We start from the raw sequence: 18,099 nt of genomic DNA on the forward strand, positions 1-18,099 counted from the left end.
GAAGCCTAACCGCGCCACGAGGTCCACAATGCCCAGGTGACCCAGCGGACATCGACCGACGACCACCGCGAGCGTGTCTGCGTGGAGACGCCCGACGGGTGGGAGCTCGTCCCCGCCGGCACCCCGACCGACGGGGCGCGCTGGGTGATCGTGGACTCGATGGAGGACCTGTCGGACGCCGCGCGCCGGCACGGCATCAGCGACCGCGCGATCACGCTCCTCGAGCACCGCATCCCGGGCGTGCACCCGCCGGCCCCGGGGCACGCGCAGCGCGCTCGCGTCGACCGGTCCCCGGACGGCGAGCTGATCCTCACGACGCCGACCCTGTCGTACGTCGAGTCCACGCACGACGTGCACACCGGCGCGCTGACCACGGTCATCGGCACGGACGTGGTCCTCATGGCGGAGGCGGGCGACGCCCAGGTGCTCGACCGCGCGGTCACCAAGCTGACCGGCGGGTTCCCGGTTCCCGACGAGGGCGTCCACCAGGTGCTCGCGGTCGTCGTCCTCACCCTCGTCGCCGAGGCCTCCGACGTCGAGATCGGCCTCGGCGACGCGGTCGCGGACGCGGAGCAGCTCGTCTTCTCGACGGCGCACCAGCGCAGCCCGCTGCAGGAGATCTACGACCTGAAGCGCGAGATCGCCGAGGCGCGCCGCGCACTGAGCCCGGTGACGTCCGTGCTGCCCGAGCTCATGGCGGAGGCCGAGGAGGGACCCGGCCGGCGCCTGTCGCAGCCGTGGCTGCGCCGCGCGGAGGCCTGGGTGGACCGCGTGGACAAGCACCTCGACGGGTACGACGACCTGCTCAGCGACATGTTGTCGGTGCACCTGTCGCAGGTGTCGGTGCGGCAGAACGAGGACGTCCGCAAGATCTCGTCCTGGGCGGCGATCGCGGCGGCTCCGACCCTCGTCGCCAGCATCTACGGCATGAACTTCGAGCACATGCCGGAGCTCGACTGGACCTACGGCTACCCGTTGGCGATCGCGGCGATGGGCGCCGTCTGCGTCACGCTCTACCGGCTGTTCCGCCGGTCCGGCTGGCTCTGAGCTACGTCGTGACCGGTGCGCTGTTGGCGTCGAGCACGCCCGTGAGCAGCAGGAGCACCACGAGCGCGGCGAGCCCCAGCCGGTAGTACACGAACGGCTTGTAGCTGAACGTGGAGACGATCTTCAGGAACACGATGATGACGAGGTAGCCGACGACGAACGCGACGAGCGTCGCCACCAGGGTCGCGCCGAAGCCCGGGGTGCCCCCCGTGCCGAAGTCGTCGACGCTCTTGGCCAGCTGGAACAGCCCGGACCCGAACACCGCCGGGATGGCGAGCAGGAACGAGTACCGCGCCGCGGCCTCCCGCGTGTAGCCCATGAGCAGCCCGCCGGTGATCGTGCCGCCCGACCGGGACACCCCGGGGACCAGCGCGAGGGCCTGCCAGAACCCGAACTGGATCGCGTGCCGGCCGGTCAGCTCGGTGAGCTCGCGCTGCTTGGCTCCTCGGCCGTCCGCCCAGCCGAGCACGAGCGCGAACCCCGCGAGCGTCAGGGCGACGAGCCACAGGTTGCGGAACGTCTGCTCGATCGCGTCCTGGAACGCCAGCCCGAGGATCACGATCGGGAGCGAGCCCAGCGCGATGAACCACGCCATGAGGGCGTCGTGGTCGGCCTGCTGCCCCGCCGGCATGCCCGCGCGCGAGCGCCAGTCGGTGCCGTGGTCCCCCCGGATCGCGCGCCACCAGGCGGTCGCGATCCGGGCGATGTCCCGCCGGAAGTACAGGATCACCGCGGTCTCGGTGCCCAGCTGCGTGATCGCGGTGAACGCGGCGCCCGGGTCGGAGCCGAACAGGTCGCCGACGATGCGCAGGTGCGCGCTCGACGACACCGGCAGGAACTCGGTCAACCCCTGGACGAGCCCCAGAAGGATCGCTTCACCCAGTCCCATGGCCTCTGTCACGAGCGGACACGATAGCCGGGTGCGTTGCCGCAGCAGACCTGCGCGCGCCGATTAGTGTTGCGCCTCATGGAACAGCGCCACCTGGGCCGCACGGGTCTGCGGGTCTCCCGGCTCGGGCTCGGCACGATGACCTGGAGCCGCGACACCGACGCGCACGACGCGACGGAGCAGCTGCGGGACTTCACGGACGCGGGCGGCACGCTGGTGGACACGTCCGCCTCCTACGCCGACGGCGGCGCCGAGGAGCTCCTCGGCGAGCTGCTCGACGACGTCGTCCCGCGTGACGAGGTCGTCCTGTGCACGAAGGCCGGCATCCGACGGACCAGCACCGGCGGCGTGGTCGACGCCTCGCGCGGCGGGCTCCTGGCGTCGCTCGACGGCTCCCTGCGTCGCCTGCGGACCGACCACGTCGACCTGTGGCTCGTCCAGACGCCCGACCCGCGGACCCCGCTCGACGAGACGGTGTCCGCGCTGCGGCTGGCGGTCACCAGCGGGCGCGCCCGCTACGTCGGCCTGTCCAACCACGCCGGCTGGCAGGTGGCCCGTGCCGCGAGCCTGCTCGAGGGCGAGGTGGGGCTGACCGCGGTCGAGGCCGAGTACTCGCTGCTGCAGCGCGGGATCGAGCGGGAGGTGGTGCCCGCAGCGGTCGCGCTCGGGGTCGGCGTGCTGGCGTGGTCGCCGCTGGGGCGCGGCGTGCTGACCGGCAAGTACCGCCGGACCATCCCCGCCGACTCGCGGGCCGCGTCGCCGCACCTCGCCGGCTTCGTCGAGCCGTACCTCGCGAGGGCGTCGGCGACGATCGTCGAGGCGGTGGCGACCGCGGCGACCGGTCTGGAGCGCACGCCACTCGAGGTGGCGCTGGCGTGGGTGCAGGGACGCGGGGTCGCGTCGGCGGTCGTCGGTGCCCGCACGGCGACCCAGCTGCGGGCCTCGATCGCAGCCCAGGACCTGGTGCTGCCCGACGAGCTGCGCAGGGCGCTCGACGAGGTCAGCGCCCCGACGCTCGGCTACCCCGAGCGCTTCTAGCTACCGGCTGGCCTCGTCGGCGAGGTCGTCGACGTCCGCGTCGTCGTAGTCCTCGTCGTCCTCGTCCTCGTCGTCGTCGTCCTCGCCGTCGTCCTCCTCGGCGAGGTAGAACGGCGTGGCCTCGCCGTGGACGGTGCCGAGCGCGTCGTCGTAGACCTCGAAGGCGTCGGCCAGGATGTCGTACGCGTCGTCGACCGCGGGGTCGTCCTCGCCGTGCGGTGCGGCGACGGCGGTGTAGTGGGCCTCGAGGGCTGCGATCAGGCGGTCCAGCGCGGCACGCGGGTCGACGGTCATGCGACGACCGTAGTCGTCTACGGGGCACAATGGCAGCGCGTAAGGTTCTCCGGCACGAGGCTCGGACTCTCTATCGTCGCGGCGCGAGCGCCGTCACGGGACGGGGTGGCGAATGGCAATCGGTCAGACACGGACGAAGCGGCCCGACTGGGTCGCGCAAGGCGGTCAGTACGAGTACCGCGTGCTGCGGATCCCGGCGGCGACGTCCCGCAACGACGCGCGCCGCATGCTGACCGAGCAGGCCGAGCTGGGCCGCTGGGAGCTGTCGCGGACGCTCCTGTTCGCCGGCGGTGAGCGCAAGGTCTGGCTGCGGCGCAAGATCATCCGCGTGCGCAGCACCCTGACGGAGACCTCGGGCTAGAGCGCGTCGAGCAGCACGTCCTCGGCCGCCAGCCGGGGCGTGCGTGATCGGCTGCTACGAGTGCGCGCAGCCGGTCACGGACGGATCGCGGCGCGGACGCGGACGTCGCGCGCCCAGGCGACGTCCTCGGGCGGGCGCCGTGCTCCCGACGAGCGGCACTCGTCTACCGCTTCCGGTGCCGTCCCGGCTCGAGCCGCACCCCGACCGCTGCTGCGGCGTCCTCGACGCGGAAACCTCGGTCAGCAGGTCCGCAGGAGCCGGTCCAGGACGCGCGTGCCGAACCGCAGGGCGTCTGATGGGACGCGCTCGTCGACGCCGTGGAACATGCCGGCGAAGTCGAGGTCGGCGGGCAGACGCAGCGGTGCGAAGCCGTAGCCGCGGATGCCGAGCCGCGCGAGGGACTTGTTGTCGGTGCCGCCGGACAGCGTGTACGGGAGGACGGTCGCGTCGGGGTCCTCGGCCAGCAGCGACTCGACCATCCGGTCGACCAGGTCGCCGCTGAACGGCACCTCGAGCGCCGTGTCGTGGTGGATCCGCTCGATGCGCACGTGCTCGCCCACCAGCTCGGTGACGCTCCGCACGAACTCGTCCTCGAGGCCGGGCAGGTAGCGGCCGTCGACCGTCGCCTCCGCGGAGCCCGGGATGACGTTCGCCTTGTAGCCCGCGGTCAGCTGCGTCGGGTTGGTGGTGTGCCGCAGCGTGGCGCCGACGAACTTCGACGCCGGGCCGAGCGCGGCCACGAGCCGGTCGATGCCGGCGGGGTCCTCCGGGTCGAACGGGAGCCCGGTGAGCTGCGCGACGCCGTCGAGCAGGGCACGGACCGTGGGCGTCAGCTGCAAGGGCCACGCGTGCCGGCCGAGCCGTGCCACGGCCTCCGCGAGGTGCGTCACGGCGTTGTCGACGTTGACCTGGCTGCCGTGCCCCGCGCGACCGTCGGCGACGAGCCGCATCCACGACAGCCCCTTCTCCGCCGTCTGCAGCAGGTAGGCGCGGTGGCCGTCGACGTCGACGGAGAACCCGCCGACCTCGCTGATCGCCTCCGTCGCCCCCTCGAACAGCTCCGGGCGGTGGTCGACCGCCCACCGTGCCCCGAAGGTGCCACCAGCCTCCTCGTCCGCGAACATCGCCACGACGACGTCGCGCGCGGGCTTGCGACCCTCGCGCGCCATCTGCCGGACGACGGACAGGATCATCGCGTCCATGTCCTTCATGTCGACGGCACCGCGGCCCCAGACCAGGCCGTCGATCTCCTCGGCGCCGAACGGGTCGACCGACCAGTCCCCCGCGCGGGCGGGCACCACGTCGAGGTGCCCGTGCAGCACGAGCGCAGGGCGCGAGGAGTCCTCTCCCACGAGCCGCACGACGACGCTGGCCCGGCCCGGCGCGCTCTCGAAGAGCTCGGGGTCCAGACCCACCTCGGTGAGCAGGCCCATGACGTGCTCGGCGGCCGCGCGCTCCCCCGGCCCGGAGCCGTCGCCGTAGTTCGACGTGTCGATCCGGATGAGGTCGCGGCAGATCTGCACGACCTCGTCCTGGGCGGAGAGCGAACCGCTGCCGGGCGCGCCGGAGGCCGGGTGGGTGACGGGCATGCCGTCCACCGTACCGGCCACCGGCGCGCCCAGGTCAGGCGGTGGCCGCCCCCAGCAGGCCGCGACGGGCCAGCAGGGGGTCGATCAGCGGGTCGCGGCCGCGCAGGTCTCGGAACGCCGCCATCGGGTCGAGCGAGCCCCCGCGGGAGAGCAGCCGCTCCCGGAACACGTCGCCGTTCGCCCGGTCGAGCCCGCCGTTCTCCCGGAACCACTCGACCGTGTCCGCGTCGAGGACCTCGGACCAGATGTACGAGTAGTAGCCGGCCGAGTACCCGCTGGCGAAGATGTGGTTGAAGTAGGTGGTCCGGTAGCGCGGCGGCACCGGGGCGTAGTCGACGCCGGCGCGCTCCAGGGCGGCCGCCTCGAACGCCTCGACCTCGTCGACGTCGGTGGGCACCTCCTCGGGCGCCAGCCGGTACCAGGCCTGGTCGAGCAGCGCGGCCGCGAGGTACTCGGTGGTCGCGAACCCCTCACCGTCCTGGCGGGCCGCGAGCAGCGTGTCCACCCACTCCGACGGCATCGGCTCGCCCGTCTCGTGGTGCAGGGCGAAAGACCGCAGGATCGAGGGATCCCACGCCCACATCTCGTTGACCTGCGAGGGGTACTCGACGAAGTCCCGGGGGACGGCGGTACCGGACTGCGAGGGCCAACGCACGGCCGAGAGCAGGCCGTGGAGCGCGTGGCCGAACTCGTGGAACAGCGTGATGACCAGGTCCCACGTCAGCAGCGTGGGCTCGCCCTCGGGCGGCTTCGGGATGTTGAGGTTGTTCACGACGACGGGTCGCTCGTCGAGGAGCGTCGACTGGTCCACGAGGCTGTTCATCCACGCACCGCCGCGCTTGGACTCCCGGGTCCAGAAGTCGCCCAGGAACAGGCCGAGCTCGCTGCCGTCCGCGTCGAACACCTCGAACACCCGCACGTCCGGGTGGTAGCCCACCAGGTCGTGGCGCTCCGCGAACGTCAGCCCGTACAGCTCGGTCGCCGCGCGGAACACCCCGTCGGCCAGGACGCGCTCCAGCTCCAGGTACGGGCGCAGGATCGCGTCGTCGAGCGAGCGCCGCTCCTTCTTGACCTGCTCGGCGTAGAACTGCCAGTCCCACGGCTCCAGCCGGGCCCCGGGGTGGTCCCGACCGAGCGCCTCGGCCAGGTCGGCGCCCTCCGCGCGGGCGTTGGACACGGCCACCGGGGCGAGCCGCTCGAGGATGTCCGAGACGGCCTGTGCCGTCTTCGCCGTCGCGTCGGCGGCGACGTACGCCGCGTGGTGCGCGTACCCGAGGAGCCGGGCGCGCTCGGCGCGCGTGCGGGCCAGCTCCAGCAGCGTCGCCCGGGTGTCGTGCGGCCCGGACGCACCCCGCCCGGCCGACGCGCGGAAGACCCGCTCCCGCAGCCCGCGGTCGCGCAGCGCGGCCAGGGGTGCCTGCTGGGTCGGCAGCGCGAGCTCGAGGAACCAGCCCTCCTCGTGGCCGCGCGAGCGGGCAGCGGCCGCCGCGGCGTCGCGGGCGTCCTCGGGCAGCCCGTCGAGCTCGTCCTCGTCGGTCACCAGCACGCCGGCGGCGTTGGTGGCGGCCAGGAGGAGGCGACCGAACTCGGCCTCCAGGCTCATGATCTCGGCGTTCAGGGCGCGCAGGCGCTCCTGGGCCGTCTCGTCGAGCCCGACGCCGGAGCGGATGAACTTCGTGTGCGTGCGGTGCAGCAGCCAGGCCGTGTCCGGCTCGAGCTCCAGGGCGCCGGAGTCGACGTCGGCCTGCAGCGCCGACACGCGGGCGAACAGGCGGGCGTCGAGGTAGATCGCGTCGAGGTGGGCGGCGAACTGCGGAGCGAGCTCCTGCTCGATGGCCTCCAGGCCCGGGGTCGAGTCGGCGCCGGACTGGTTGTAGAAGCACTCCACGGCGCGGTGGAGCAGCCGCCCGGAGCGTTCCAGCGCCTCCAGGGTGTTCTCGACGGTCGGCGGGGCGGGGTCGGACGCGATCGCGTCGACCTCCGCTCGCTGCCGCGCCATGCCGGCGAGCAGGGCGGGGCGGTAGTGCTCCTCACGGATCTGCGTGAAGTCGGGGAGCCCGTAGGGAAGGGTGGACGGGGTGCCGAAAGGGTTGTCGGCGGGGAGGTCGGTCGGCATGCCCGACATCATCGCCGACGGGTCCGGCGTCCGCCCCTCACGACGTGCGGGCGAGGTACGCGTCCTCGGCGGCGTATGCGAAGAAGTCGCCCATCGCCTCCATCCGGACGAACCCGGGGAAGGCCTCGCGCCAGTCGCGGACGGCCGCGGCCCTGACCAGCCACTCGACGCAGGCGCCGACGGTGTCCGCGTACCCCCCGGGAGCGACGTACCCGAGTCGGTCGGCCGCCCGCCGCATGTCGAGCACGACCGGGCGCGGCACCGCCCACGGCGTCAGCCCCACGTCGTCCACCGGCTCGCCGGGGACGGTGACCAGCCGCGACGTCGCCCCGAGCGCCGCGTCGACCGCCTGGGCGATCTCGGCGACCGTGAGCGCCTCCGGGTCGGCGGCGTTGAGCACCCGGTCCTCGGGGTGCCGGGCCGCCAGGCGCACGAGCTCGCCCAGGACGGCGGTCGAGGTCGTGTGGAACCTGCTCCGACCGTCGTACGCGAGCACCCGCACGTCGCGACCGTCGAGCACCCGCTTCACGAACGTCCACTCCCGAGGCTGGATGCACCCGGGCCCGTGGATGGCGCCCGGGCGCAGCACCGTGGTCGGGACGGACGACGCCGCCCACGCCTGCTCGAGCGCCACCTTGCCTGTGGCGTAGGAGTCGCGACCCGCCGCGACGGTCGGCTGGTCCTCGGTCATCGGGACGGGGAACGACCCGAAGACGTCGGACTCGAGACCCGCGCCGGCGTCGTCCACGTAGACGGCCGCGCTGGAGACGACGACCGCCGACCCGATCCGGTCGGCCCGCTCGAGGAGCGGGACCGCCTGCCGGTCGTCGTACGCGACGACGTCCACGAGGACGTCGACGCCTCCGGCGAGCGCCGCGTCGAGCGCGTCGGGGTCCTGTCGGTCCCCGAGCACGAGCCGCGCGTCGCCGACGTCAGCCTCGTGCCGCGCCAGGACGCGCACGTCCCAGCCGTCCGCGAGCAGGGCGGGCACCGCGGCCCGCCCGATCTGCCCGCTGCCACCGATCACCAGCGCCGTCGCCATGGACCGAGGCTAGGCGAGGGCCTTCGCCGCCGTCGCGTGGGTGGGGTAGCCGTGGGCCTCGCCGACCGCGGCGTTGTAGAGCTGCCCGTCGTGCGTGGTCAGCCCAGCGCCCAGGGCCGGGTCGGCTGCGGTCGCCGCCGTCCACCCCAGGTTCGCGAGCGCGGTCAGGTACGGGAGCGTCACGTTGGTCAGCGCCCGGGTGGACGTGACCGGGACGGCGCCCGGCATGTTGGCGACGCAGTAGAACACCGACCCGTGCACGAGGAACGTCGGGTCGTCGTGCGTCGTGGCACGGGTGTCCTCGAAGCAGCCGCCCTGGTCCACCGCGACGTCGACCAGGACGGACCCGGGTCGCATGCGGGAGACCAGCTCGTTCGTCACGAGGTGCGGCGCGCGGGCTCCCGGCACGAGCACGGCGCCGATGACGAGGTCGGCGTCGACGAGCTCGCGCTCGATGGCGTAGGCGCTCGACGCGATGGTGCGGACGCGCCCGCCGAACGCGGAGTCGGTGTCCCGCAGCCGCGGCATGGACACGTCGAGGACGGTGACGTCGGCGCGCATCCCCACGGCGATCTCGGCGGCGTGCCGGCCGACGACACCGCCGCCGAGGACGACGACCTTCGCGGCGTCCACGCCGGGGACACCGCCGAGGAGCACCCCGCCGCCGCCCTCGTTCTTCATGAGGTGGTAGGCGCCGACCTGCGTGGAGAGCCGACCGGCCACCTCGCTCATGGGGGCGAGCAGCGGCAGCGACCCGTCGGGGAGCTGCACCGTCTCGTAGGCGATGGACGTCGTGCCGGCGGCGAGCAGCGCGTCGGTGGCGGGGCGGTCCGCCGCGAGGTGCAGGTACGTGAACAGGACCAGGTCGTCGCGCAGGTGCCCGTACTCGGACGCGACCGGCTCCTTGACCTTGCAGACGAGGTCGGCACGCCCCCAGACCTCCGCGGCGTCGGCGAGGATCGTCGCGCCGGCGGCCGCGAACTGCTCGTCGGTGATGGCCGAGCCCGTCCCGGCGCCGGACTGGACCAGCACCTCGTGCCCGGACCCGACCAGCTGGTGCACGCCTGCGGGGGTGAGCGCGACGCGGTACTCGTGGTTCTTGACCTCGCTGGGGATGCCGACCTTCATGGTGGTCTCCGTCCGGGCTGGGCTTCGGCAGTTCTCCCCATTCTGAACTTCCTGTGTTGCGAACGGGTCACGCAGAGCGATGATTCGCTAGATTCGCGTCATGTCCGTCGCTGATTCGTCGAGGATCCCTCCTGCCGGTCCGCGCCGAATGGCGTTCGGGACGGTGGAGCTCGACGACGTCGACCGGCGGCTGCTCAGCGAGCTCGAGCGGGACGGGCGGATCTCCAACAAGGAGCTCGCCGAGCTCGCCGGCATCGCCCCGTCGACGTGCCACGCCCGGGTCCGGGCCCTGCGCGAGTCGGGCGTGCTGCGGGGGTTCCACGCGCAGGTGGACCCGGAGGCCGTCGGACGAGGGCTGCAGGCGATGATCGCGGTGCGGCTCCAGCCGTCCGCCCGCGCCCGCCTCACCGAGGTGGCGCACCGGCTGGCACAGCGGCCCGAGGTGCGCGACGTGTACCTGCTCGCGGGGGTCGACGACGTGCTCGTGCACGTGGCGGTGCGCGACTCCCCCGAGCTGCGGGCGTTCGTGCTGGAGCACCTCAGCACCCGCCCGGAGGTCGCTCACACGCAGACCAGCCTGGTGTTCGAGCACGTGCACGCCCCGGGGACCGCGTCGATCTGATCAGCCGGCGACCCGCGCCCAGACGGCGGCCTGCCCGAGGATCGACCGCGCGACGCGCTCGTCGCCGAGCTGGTCCCACACCCACAGGGCGGACTCCGTGCACCGGGCCAGGCCCCAGGCCGCGACCCGGTCCGCGTCGAGGTCGAGCAGCCGGGAGAGCAGCACCACCCTGTCGCGCAGCACGGCCTCCGGATCCGGGTGCCCGAACGGGTCGTCGACCTGCTCGAGCAGCGGCCACAGGTCGTACGCGGGGTCGCCGCGCATCGGCTTGGGGTCGATGGCGAGCCACCGCCCGGTTCCCGCCGCGAGGATGTTGCCGGGGTTGAGGTCGCCGTGGACGAGCACGCCCGACGAGGCCGGCAGCGTCCGCAGCAGGTCCCCCGCGCGGGCGACGTCGACCCCGTGGCGCGACCCGCGGTCCTCCAGCACGTCCGCCCAGCCGGCGCACACGTCGACCATCCCGGGGACCTCGACGTCACTTCCGGCGGCAGACCACAGCGCGCGGGCGACGTCCGCCGCCGCCGTCAGACGCTCAGCCGGGCCGCCGGGCGCCCGGGACAGCGGCGTGCCGGGCTCGACGCGCTCGAGGAGCAGCGCCCAGTCGTCCTCGTGCGCCCCGAGGAGCTGCACGCCGCCGTGCCCGTGCCACGCACGCAGCGCCGCCGCCTCGTGCCGCGCCTCGTCGTGCGGGAAGGAGAGCTTGAGGACGACCGAGCGGCCGTCGCTCCGGGTGGCCGGTGCGCACCACGACGCCGCCCCGTCGGTGAACGGCGGACCCAGCCGCAGCCCCCACCGCTGCGTGGCGTCGGCGACCAGGGCCGGGAGCCGGTCGATCCACGCCGCGCCACCGGGCGCACGGCCGACCCGGTCGCGCAGGAGCGGCGGGACGACCACACCGGGCACGGCCCGTCCCCTCTCACTCGGATGCGCGTTCCAGATTCGCGGCAGCGTATGCGATCCTGCGGCGACCGACGCCGGACGCAGGGGGTGACGCAGTGAGCGCTGGAGACCCGCAGGGCCTCAACCCCTGGGTCGACGCGCGCGGCGCGCACCCGCACCCCCTCCTCCTGCCCCACCCGCGCACCCCCGCCGAGGAGGCCGCCGTGCGCTTCCTCGGGCCTGCGGAGCGCGTGCGCCGCGGACCGCGACCCGGCGTCGTCCTCCTGACCGTGCTGCTGGCCGGGCTCGTCGCCGCCGGGGCCTCCTGGTGGATGTCGTGGTCGGGCGAGCTCGGTCCGCCGGCAGGCCTGGAGGAGGCGGCGGCACCCCTCGGCGCGCCGCCGCTGGGTCAGACCGCGACCACAGGTTTCGCGTTCACCGCCATGCAGCCCGACGGAGCAGGTCCGGTCACCTACAGCCCCTGCCGGCCGATCCACTACGTCGTCCGGCCCGACGGTGCGCCCGCCCGTGGGGAGGAGCTGATCCGGACCGCGTTCGCCCAGGTGTCGGCCGCGACCGGCCTGCAGTTCGTGAAGGACGGCCCGACGCAGGAAGCCCCCGACACGGACCGTGACGCCTACCAGCCCGACGTCTACGGACGCCGCTGGGCGCCCGTGCTCGTCGCCTGGTCGACGGCCGCCGAGACCCCCGACCTCACCGACGACGTCGCCGGGATCGCCGGCTCCGCGTCCGTCACCCGCGCCGGGCGCAGCGTCTACGTCACCGGGTCGGTCACCCTCGACAGCGAGGACATCGGTGCGCTGGCCGCCTTCCCGGCGACCCAGGCGACCGCGCTCGGCATCGTGACGCACGAGGTCGCCCACCTGGTCGGCCTCGACCACGTCGACGACCCGACACAGCTCATGTACCCGAGCACGGACGTCTCGCGGACCGTCTTCGGCGCGGGCGACCTCGCCGGGCTCGCGGCGCTCGGCGCGGGCGAGTGCGCGCCGGACGTCTGACCGAACCCTTCACACCCGATCCCCAGACTTCACCCCGGAACTCCCAGGTGGGCGGCGTACCGTGACACGTCGCCATCGCCACCCCCGTCAGGAGTCGTCATCCACCGTCGCCCGATCGTCCTGGTGCACGGCACGCGGACCTCGTCCGTGATCTGGCGTCGGCAGGTGGACGCGCTCGAGCGGTCCGGGCACGTCACCGTGGCCATCGACCTGCCGGGCCACGGCCGACGGTCGCACGAACGCTTCAGCCTCGACGGTGCCCTGGCCGCCATCGACGACGCCGTCGAGTCGTGCACCGAGCCCCCGCTGCTGGTCGGGCTCTCCCTGGGCGGCTACACGAGCCTCGCGTACGCGCGCCGCAACGAGCACAAGATCGCGGGCGTCGTCCTGGCGGGCTGCTCCACCGAGATCAAGGGCAAGCCCCTCGCCGCCTACCGACGCGCCTCCGGCGTGCTCGCGCGGGCGCTGCGCCTCGGCGGCCCCGACTGGCACGTGGTGACCGACATGCTCACCGCGCTCGCGGGCTACTCGCCGTTGGCGGACCTGCGCGGCACCGCGGTGCCGGTGTGGCTCGTCAACGGACGCCGCGACCCGCTGAGGCTCGACGAGCGCCGCTACCTCGAGGCCCGCCCCGGGACCCGGCTGATGGTCGTCCCGCGCGCCGGCCACGACGTCAACGCGCACGCGCCCGTCGCCTTCAACCGCATCCTGCTCGACGCCCTGCACGAGCTGCGGCACCGCGGCGGCCTCGCCATCGCGTGATCCGGCCGTCCGGCCAGGCACAGTAGGGGCGTGGACCCCGTGCAGCTCGCCGACGCCTCCCGGCTGCGGACCCGCGCGACCGTGCTGCACGCCGACGCGGACTCCTTCTTCGCCGCGGTCGAGCAGCGCGACAAGCCGTCGCTGCGCGGCCGGCCGGTGCTCGTCGGCGGGACCGGCCCGCGCGGCGTCGTCTCGACGGCGTCCTACGAGGCCCGCCGGGCCGGGGCACGGTCGGCGATGTCGATGAGCCGCGCACGCCGGCTCAGTCCCGCGGCCGCCGTCCTGTTCCCCCGGTTCGAGGCGTACTCGGCGTACTCGCGCCTCATCATGGCCACGCTCGGCACGCTCTCCGAGCTGGTCGAGCCGCTGAGCATCGACGAGGCCTTCGTCGACCTCGAGGCCGGCCCCTTCGCCGACGACCCTGCCGCCGCGGCGGCCGACGTCCGGGCGCGGATCCGCGAGCTCACCGCCCTCGCGGTCTCCATCGGCATCGGCCGCACCAAGCTCGTCGCCAAGCTGGCCTCCGACGCGGGCAAGCCGGACGGGCTGCTCGTGGTCGAGCCCGCCGCCGAGGACGACTTCCTCCTCCCCCTGCCGGTGCGCGCCGTGCCCGGCATCGGTCCGGCGACGGCGGCCGCCCTGGAGCGGCTCGACGTCCGGACGGTCGCGGACCTGCGACGGCAGCCGCTCGACATCCTCACGATGACGGTGGGCGAGTCGTCCGGCGTGAACCTGTTCCGCCTGGCCCGCGGGATCGACCCTCGGCCGGTCGCCGTCAGCGGTGAGCGCAAGTCGGTGGGTGCGGAGCGGACGTTCGCGCAGGACATCTTCGGCACCGACCTGATCGCCGCGGCCGTCGACCGGGTCACCGACGAGGCGTTGCGCCGGCTCACCGCGCACGGGGGTGGCGCCCGGACCGTCGTCGCCAAGGTGCGGTTCGCCGACTTCACGACGCTGACGCGGTCCGTCACTCTCGCGCAGCCGTCGGCCGAGCCCGCCGAGCTGCGCGCCGCCGCGCACCAGGCCGCACGCGCGGCGGGGATCAGCGACTCGGTCCGGCTGCTCGGGGTCTCGTTCCACAACCTGTCCCCGCACGCGCAGCTGACCCTGCCCTGGGACGACGACGACGACGAGCCCTCGCTCGACGTCGCCGACGACGTGCCCGACGTCCCGCTCGCGCTCGGGCTGCTGACCGAGGAGAACGCTCGTCCCGGCCTCGACATCGAGCACGACACGCTCGGTCGCGGGTGGGTGGTGCACGTCCGCGGGCGGCAGGCGACGGTCCGGTTCGAGAGCGTGGACACCCCGCCCGCCCGCTCCCAGGTGGTCGACCTGGACACCGACCCGCTGCTGCTCGTCCCACCGCTGACTCCTACGCTCGACGCATGACGCCGCGCAACATCCAGACCGCCCTGGACCAGGTGCCCGAGCCCTGGCAGCCCCACCTCCTCGCCCGGTTCAACGACCACGAGGTCAAGGTGGTCAAGCTGCTCGGCGAGTTCGTCTGGCACACCCACCCGGACACCGACGAGATGTTCGTGGTCGTCTCCGGGGTCCTGACCCTCCAGCTGCGCGACGGCGACGTCCGGCTCGGTCCACAGGACGTCTACGTCGTCCCGCGCGGGGTCGAGCACTGCCCGCGGGCCGACGAGGAGGTGTCGGCCCTGCTGGTGGAGCTCGCCGGGACGCAGAACACCGGCGACGCCGGCGGTGCCCTGACGTCAGAGACGCGCGAGCTGCCCGGCTAGCCGACCGACCCGCTGCTGGACGTTCCCCCACGCCGCGGGCGACACCCCGGGGTGCGCGTCCCGGTCGACGTCCGCGAGCGCGTCGTCGACCGCCTGGACGGTCTGCGCGACGACCCGCTGTGCGCGGCGCGGCGCCATGCCCCACGACCGTCCCTCGTCCGCGAGGTCCGCGGCGGTGATCGTCGCGATCGCGTCCTTGCCGGACACCGCCAGGGCGAGCCGCCCGGAGGAGACGGTCGTGTGCTCGTGCATCGAGATGTCGTAGGCGGGCGCGAGGTTCAGCCGTGCACCGTCGGGGTGCCGGACGAACGAGTGGTTCTTCGCGTGCGCGTCGGTGTTGCCGATCGCGACGGTGAAGGTGACGAGGCGCAGCAGGTCGTCGGTGCGGGCGCCGCCGTCGGTGAGGACGCGTGCGGCTGCGGCGTACGACGGGAGCGCACGGCCGCGCTGGAACTTGCGCTCGGGGTCGGACGTGCTGATGCCGAGCGCCTGGGCGAGGTCCTCCTGGTGGATGCGTCCGGTCGGCCCGTCGGACACGACCCGGTCGTAGCGCGAGACGACGATCGCGCGGACGTCCTCGAACTGCTCGACGGAGGCGTCCACGGTGGTCAGGCCGATGCGTCGGGCGAGGTCGAGGGACGCGGCCTCGGTGTCGATGAGGTCGCGCGTCGGGGACCGCGCCGGCCGGGAGAGCTTGATGATGTGGGTCGATGCGGCTCCGGCGCGGACGCGCGCCCAGCCGTCCGCGTGCCGGGCGAGGGCGACCTTGGGTTCCATGCCGGCGAGCGAGGTCAACGAGTCGAGGCGACCGTCCGCGGTCCCGTAGGAGGCCGATCGGCGCAGCATCGCGGCGACCTCGTCGCGGTCGATCGGTTCGAGGTGCGCGGTGGTGGCGGGGTCGGGGGCTCCCTCGTCGACGAAGACGAGCGCGCCGGCGGTGTCCTTGCCGTAGATGCCGAGGATGCCGAGGGTGTCGTCCGGGTCGATCCGGTGCTCGACGGCCATCGCGGTGCGCGTGCGCCCTTCGGGGAGCAGCCCTTCCAGCCAGGCCCTGACCCGTGCGGGGTGCGCTCCGTCGGTGGTGGCCAGCGGGAGCAGGTGCGAGGCGACGCGTGACCCGACGCCCCAGCGTGCGACGGCGGCGTCCGACCAGACGAGGTCGAGGCGGTCGGCGCGGCTGGTGACGGTCGCCGCCCGGGTGCCGTAGAGCCAGAGGTCGAGGGCCCTGTTCATCGTTGTTCGGCCTTGAGCACGATGTCGAGCTCGCGCAGGACGGCGAAGAGTCGGTCGGTGTACAGGCTCGGCTTGCCCTGCTCGATCTCGACGACGTAGCGCCGGGAGATGCCGAGCTCGTCGGCGAGCTCGGCCTGGGTCAGCCCGCGCTGCAGGCGTCGGTCGCGCAGGAAGTCGCCCAGGTCGGTGGGGCGGGTGACCCAGGCCCAGGCGGTGGGTGCGTCCTCCATCGATCCTCCATGTGCGGATATCGTGTCATCAGACGTATGACACACTATCGTTACATCGGACCGATGTCACCTTATCGTGACCGTGCTGTCAGGCTCTCCACCCGCGCAGCCAGCTCCGGCCACGCGTGCCGCGGCGGCACCCCGTGGCCCGCGTCGGGGATCACCAGGAGCTCGGCGTCCGGGATCTCCCGCGCGAGCGCCTCGCCGTGCGCCAGCGGGAACAGAGGGTCGTCGGCGCCGTGCACCACCAGCGTGGGGATCGCGATCTCCCCGAGCCGGTCCCGGGACGACGGACCGGGGTCGACGAGGAACGGGTTGGTGGTCGCCGCCCGCACGTCGTTCGACCGCTCCACCGTCCGCAGCGCGATCACCCGTTGGAGCGCCTCGTCGAAGCCGCCGCGCTGGAACGGTCGCTCCAGCTCGGTCAGGTACGCGACGACGGCGTCGCGGTCGTCCCAGTCGGGCTCCTCGGCACCGCCGTCGACGAACGCACGCAGGTCGTCGGACATCCCCGGCAGGCCCTCCGAGCCCGGTGTGCTGCTCACCAGCGTCAGGGTCGCCACGCGCGCCGGGAAGTCGAGCGCCAGGTGCTGCCCGACGAGTCCCCCGCCGGACACACCCAGCACGTGCGCCCGGTCGACGCCCTCCGCACCGAGGAGCGCGAGCACGTCGTGCACCACGTCGCGCATGCCGTAGCCCGGCTCCCCCACCGGCCACGTGGTCGAGCGACCCTGGTCGCGCGCGTCGTAGCGCAGCACCCGGTGGCTCCGCCCGAGCAGGTCGACCAGCCCGTCCGGCCACGCGACCAACGAGCACCCCGCACCGTGCACCAGCACCAGCGGCTCCCCCGCACCGGAGACGTCGACGCACAGCCGCACGCCGTCGGCCACGTCGACCATCCGCTCGGTCACCGGCCGTCGACCTTCCCGGCTCCGGCTCGTGTCGTCCTGGGCACGACTCCCCCTACCGTCGCAGGTCTTAGGTCACTGGTCGGGCGCCCCCCCGCCCTCGGAGGATGGCAGGACGCGAGGACGAGCAGACCAGGAGCGTGACGTGCCAGACAACGACGTGCAAGGACGCACCGTCCCGATCGAGGGTGCCGACGGCGAGGTCCGCGTGTACCGGCGCCACCCGAACGGCGGCGGCCTCGTCGACGTCACCGCGACGGTGGCCGACGGCGCGGCCGTGCACGAGTCCGCGTACGTCGAGGCCGGATCGGTGCTCGGCGACGGCACCCGGGTGGGCGCAGGCTGCTGGATCGAGCGCGACGTGACGATCGGCGGCGACGTCAGGATCGGCGAGAACGTGCACCTCGGAGCCGGGTCGCGCGTGGGCGACGGTGCCCGGATCGGCGCCAACGCCCGGCTCGGCGCGGGCGTGATCGTCGCCGCCGGCGCCCGGGTGGCCATCGACGCCCGGGTCGCCGACCGCGTCGTCGTCCTGGGCGACCGCCGACGGTCGTCCCGCACCGACTTCGGGACCGCGGCCTAGGCTCAGCCGGCCTCGGCCTTGGCCGCCTCCGCGGCGGCCTTGATCTCGTCGGCCTCGACCTTGTCGATCGCCTTCTCGACGATGGCGTCCGCCCGGGCCAGCGCCTTGCGGATCTCGACCGCGCCCGGGTCGGAGACCAGCGCCAGCAGGCCGGAGTGCCCCGGCGGGATCGCGTCCTGCAGCTCCTCGGCCAGCCCCTTGCGGTGCTTCAGCTCCCGCGCCTTGCCCGTCGCGGCACCCACGGCACCCAGGACGGCGGCGCTCCCGATGATCGACGGCGGGAAGATCAGGCCGAGCGCCACGCCCCCGACGACTCCCCACGTCAGACCGTGCCGGGTGCTGTGGTCGGTCGCCTTCTGGATCTCCAGCGTCCCGTCCTCGGCACGCGAGACGACGATGACGCCGTCGATCTCGATCGTCCTGCCGTCCTCGATCGACTTGAGCGCCTCGTACGCGGACAGGGCGGTGCCGGTGTCCGCGAAGTCGGCCACGAAGAGGGTGTACGCACCGTCCGAGAGGGCGGCGACGACATCGGTGGGCTGGTCGTCCGACATGAAGAGCTCCTTGGTCCGCAGAGAGTCGATGTCCGGTGTGGTGCGATATCGACC

At 73.7% G+C, this 18,099-nt stretch carries 20 protein-coding genes; 9 read left to right on the forward strand and 11 right to left on the reverse strand.

The window, feature by feature from the left end:
* The first annotated feature begins 36 nt into the window (after window positions 1-36).
* Complete coding sequence (locus tag CTE05_RS05405; protein ID WP_246123280.1) at window positions 37-1,047, forward strand: CorA family divalent cation transporter; 1,011 nt, start codon at window positions 37-39, stop codon at window positions 1,045-1,047.
* Between the two features lies 1 nt (window position 1,048).
* On the opposite strand, the gene CTE05_RS05410 is transcribed toward CTE05_RS05405, so the two are convergent.
* Window positions 1,049-1,936, reverse strand: a complete 888-nt coding sequence (locus tag CTE05_RS05410) for an undecaprenyl-diphosphate phosphatase (RefSeq protein WP_146845131.1) — start codon at window positions 1,934-1,936, stop codon at window positions 1,049-1,051.
* 78 nt (window positions 1,937-2,014) lie between these two features.
* Between CTE05_RS05410 and CTE05_RS05415 the strand changes: the two genes are divergently transcribed.
* Complete coding sequence (locus CTE05_RS05415) at window positions 2,015-2,974, forward strand: aldo/keto reductase (protein ID WP_146845079.1); 960 nt, start codon at window positions 2,015-2,017, stop codon at window positions 2,972-2,974.
* Here the strand turns inward: CTE05_RS05415 and CTE05_RS05420 are convergent, their stop codons facing one another.
* Complete coding sequence (locus tag CTE05_RS05420; protein WP_146845080.1) at window positions 2,975-3,268, reverse strand: primosomal protein; 294 nt, start codon at window positions 3,266-3,268, stop codon at window positions 2,975-2,977.
* Between the two features lie 112 nt (window positions 3,269-3,380).
* Between CTE05_RS05420 and CTE05_RS05425 the strand changes: the two genes are divergently transcribed.
* The gene (locus CTE05_RS05425; protein ID WP_146845081.1) at window positions 3,381-3,629 is read left to right on the forward strand and encodes a DUF5703 family protein; all 249 of its coding nucleotides are present in this window, start codon (window positions 3,381-3,383) and stop codon (window positions 3,627-3,629) included.
* A 239-nt stretch (window positions 3,630-3,868) separates the two neighbouring features.
* Here the strand turns inward: CTE05_RS05425 and CTE05_RS05430 are convergent, their stop codons facing one another.
* Genes CTE05_RS05430 through ald form a run of 4 tightly spaced genes read right to left on the reverse strand, consistent with a single transcriptional unit; the run spans window position 3,869 to window position 9,504 of the window.
* Window positions 3,869-5,218: a M20/M25/M40 family metallo-hydrolase gene (locus CTE05_RS05430; RefSeq protein ID WP_146845082.1), complete on the reverse strand. Its 1,350-nt coding sequence runs from the start codon at window positions 5,216-5,218 to the stop codon at window positions 3,869-3,871.
* 34 nt (window positions 5,219-5,252) lie between these two features.
* Complete coding sequence (locus CTE05_RS05435) at window positions 5,253-7,343, reverse strand: M3 family metallopeptidase (protein ID WP_146845132.1); 2,091 nt, start codon at window positions 7,341-7,343, stop codon at window positions 5,253-5,255.
* Window positions 7,344-7,371: 28 nt separating this feature from the next.
* Window positions 7,372-8,376, reverse strand: a complete 1,005-nt coding sequence (locus tag CTE05_RS05440) for an NAD-dependent epimerase/dehydratase family protein (protein ID WP_146845083.1) — start codon at window positions 8,374-8,376, stop codon at window positions 7,372-7,374.
* 9 nt (window positions 8,377-8,385) lie between these two features.
* A complete protein-coding gene (gene ald, locus CTE05_RS05445; RefSeq protein WP_146845084.1) occupies window positions 8,386-9,504 on the reverse strand; it encodes an alanine dehydrogenase in 1,119 nt (372 codons plus the stop codon).
* 100 nt (window positions 9,505-9,604) lie between these two features.
* Between ald and CTE05_RS05450 the strand changes: the two genes are divergently transcribed.
* On the forward strand, window positions 9,605-10,126 hold the full coding sequence (locus CTE05_RS05450; protein WP_146845085.1) for an Lrp/AsnC family transcriptional regulator: 522 nt from the start codon (window positions 9,605-9,607) through the stop codon (window positions 10,124-10,126).
* On the opposite strand, the gene CTE05_RS05455 is transcribed toward CTE05_RS05450, so the two are convergent.
* A complete protein-coding gene (locus tag CTE05_RS05455) occupies window positions 10,127-11,029 on the reverse strand; it encodes an aminoglycoside phosphotransferase family protein (protein WP_186814744.1) in 903 nt (300 codons plus the stop codon). It lies immediately after the preceding gene.
* 92 nt (window positions 11,030-11,121) lie between these two features.
* On the opposite strand from CTE05_RS05455, the gene CTE05_RS05460 reads away from it, so the two are divergent.
* From CTE05_RS05460 to CTE05_RS05475, 4 genes are all read left to right on the forward strand, one after another.
* A complete protein-coding gene (locus CTE05_RS05460; protein ID WP_146845087.1) occupies window positions 11,122-12,027 on the forward strand; it encodes a matrixin family metalloprotease in 906 nt (301 codons plus the stop codon).
* A 114-nt stretch (window positions 12,028-12,141) separates the two neighbouring features.
* On the forward strand, window positions 12,142-12,789 hold the full coding sequence (locus tag CTE05_RS05465) for an alpha/beta fold hydrolase (RefSeq protein ID WP_281286154.1): 648 nt from the start codon (window positions 12,142-12,144) through the stop codon (window positions 12,787-12,789).
* Between the two features lie 30 nt (window positions 12,790-12,819).
* Complete coding sequence (locus tag CTE05_RS05470; RefSeq protein ID WP_146845089.1) at window positions 12,820-14,178, forward strand: DNA polymerase IV; 1,359 nt, start codon at window positions 12,820-12,822, stop codon at window positions 14,176-14,178.
* Window positions 14,175-14,537, forward strand: coding sequence for a cupin domain-containing protein (locus CTE05_RS05475; RefSeq protein ID WP_146845090.1), 363 nt, complete (start codon window positions 14,175-14,177; stop codon window positions 14,535-14,537). The genes CTE05_RS05470 and CTE05_RS05475 overlap by 4 nt, the downstream gene beginning before the upstream one ends.
* Here CTE05_RS05475 and CTE05_RS05480 read toward each other — a convergent pair.
* From CTE05_RS05480 to CTE05_RS05490, 3 genes are all read right to left on the reverse strand, one after another.
* Window positions 14,511-15,770: a HipA domain-containing protein gene (locus tag CTE05_RS05480; RefSeq protein ID WP_146845091.1), complete on the reverse strand. Its 1,260-nt coding sequence runs from the start codon at window positions 15,768-15,770 to the stop codon at window positions 14,511-14,513. The two genes, CTE05_RS05475 and CTE05_RS05480, sit on opposite strands and share 27 nt — an antisense overlap.
* Window positions 15,767-16,000 carry a helix-turn-helix domain-containing protein gene (locus tag CTE05_RS05485; RefSeq protein WP_146845092.1) on the reverse strand — a complete coding sequence of 78 codons (234 nt, stop codon included), beginning with the start codon at window positions 15,998-16,000 and terminating at the stop codon, window positions 15,767-15,769. Before CTE05_RS05485 ends, CTE05_RS05480 begins: the two co-directional genes overlap by 4 nt.
* A 71-nt stretch (window positions 16,001-16,071) precedes the next feature.
* The gene (locus CTE05_RS05490) at window positions 16,072-16,911 is read right to left on the reverse strand and encodes an alpha/beta fold hydrolase (RefSeq protein WP_222595413.1); all 840 of its coding nucleotides are present in this window, start codon (window positions 16,909-16,911) and stop codon (window positions 16,072-16,074) included.
* A 142-nt stretch (window positions 16,912-17,053) separates the two neighbouring features.
* On the opposite strand from CTE05_RS05490, the gene CTE05_RS05495 reads away from it, so the two are divergent.
* Window positions 17,054-17,491: a DapH/DapD/GlmU-related protein gene (locus CTE05_RS05495; protein ID WP_246123286.1), complete on the forward strand. Its 438-nt coding sequence runs from the start codon at window positions 17,054-17,056 to the stop codon at window positions 17,489-17,491.
* 2 nt (window positions 17,492-17,493) lie between these two features.
* Here the strand turns inward: CTE05_RS05495 and CTE05_RS05500 are convergent, their stop codons facing one another.
* Window positions 17,494-18,045 carry a DUF1269 domain-containing protein gene (locus CTE05_RS05500; RefSeq protein WP_146845093.1) on the reverse strand — a complete coding sequence of 184 codons (552 nt, stop codon included), beginning with the start codon at window positions 18,043-18,045 and terminating at the stop codon, window positions 17,494-17,496.
* Window positions 18,046-18,099 lie beyond the last annotated feature (54 nt).

The sequence above is a fragment of the Cellulomonas terrae genome (assembly GCF_007990265.1).
Classification (GTDB): domain Bacteria; phylum Actinomycetota; class Actinomycetes; order Actinomycetales; family Cellulomonadaceae; genus Cellulomonas; species Cellulomonas terrae.

Bases quoted from the DNA above. Each gene is read 5' to 3' on its own strand.
- CTE05_RS05450 (WP_146845085.1), top strand. From the start codon at position 9,605: ATGTCCGTCGCTGATTCGTCGAGGATCCCTCCTGCCGGTCCGCGCCGA.
- CTE05_RS05500 (WP_146845093.1), bottom strand. From the start codon at position 18,045: ATGTCGGACGACCAGCCCACCGATGTCGTCGCCGCCCTCTCGGACGGT.
- CTE05_RS05415 (WP_146845079.1), top strand. From the start codon at position 2,015: ATGGAACAGCGCCACCTGGGCCGCACGGGTCTGCGGGTCTCCCGGCTC.
- CTE05_RS05410 (WP_146845131.1), bottom strand. From the start codon at position 1,936: ATGGGACTGGGTGAAGCGATCCTTCTGGGGCTCGTCCAGGGGTTGACC.
- CTE05_RS05430 (WP_146845082.1), bottom strand. From the start codon at position 5,218: ATGCCCGTCACCCACCCGGCCTCCGGCGCGCCCGGCAGCGGTTCGCTC.
- CTE05_RS05480 (WP_146845091.1), bottom strand. From the start codon at position 15,770: ATGAACAGGGCCCTCGACCTCTGGCTCTACGGCACCCGGGCGGCGACC.
- CTE05_RS05485 (WP_146845092.1), bottom strand. From the start codon at position 16,000: ATGGAGGACGCACCCACCGCCTGGGCCTGGGTCACCCGCCCCACCGAC.
- CTE05_RS05425 (WP_146845081.1), top strand. From the start codon at position 3,381: ATGGCAATCGGTCAGACACGGACGAAGCGGCCCGACTGGGTCGCGCAA.
- CTE05_RS05435 (WP_146845132.1), bottom strand. From the start codon at position 7,343: ATGTCGGGCATGCCGACCGACCTCCCCGCCGACAACCCTTTCGGCACC.
- CTE05_RS05420 (WP_146845080.1), bottom strand. From the start codon at position 3,268: ATGACCGTCGACCCGCGTGCCGCGCTGGACCGCCTGATCGCAGCCCTC.
- CTE05_RS05440 (WP_146845083.1), bottom strand. From the start codon at position 8,376: ATGGCGACGGCGCTGGTGATCGGTGGCAGCGGGCAGATCGGGCGGGCC.
- CTE05_RS05475 (WP_146845090.1), top strand. From the start codon at position 14,175: ATGACGCCGCGCAACATCCAGACCGCCCTGGACCAGGTGCCCGAGCCC.
- ald (WP_146845084.1), bottom strand. From the start codon at position 9,504: ATGAAGGTCGGCATCCCCAGCGAGGTCAAGAACCACGAGTACCGCGTC.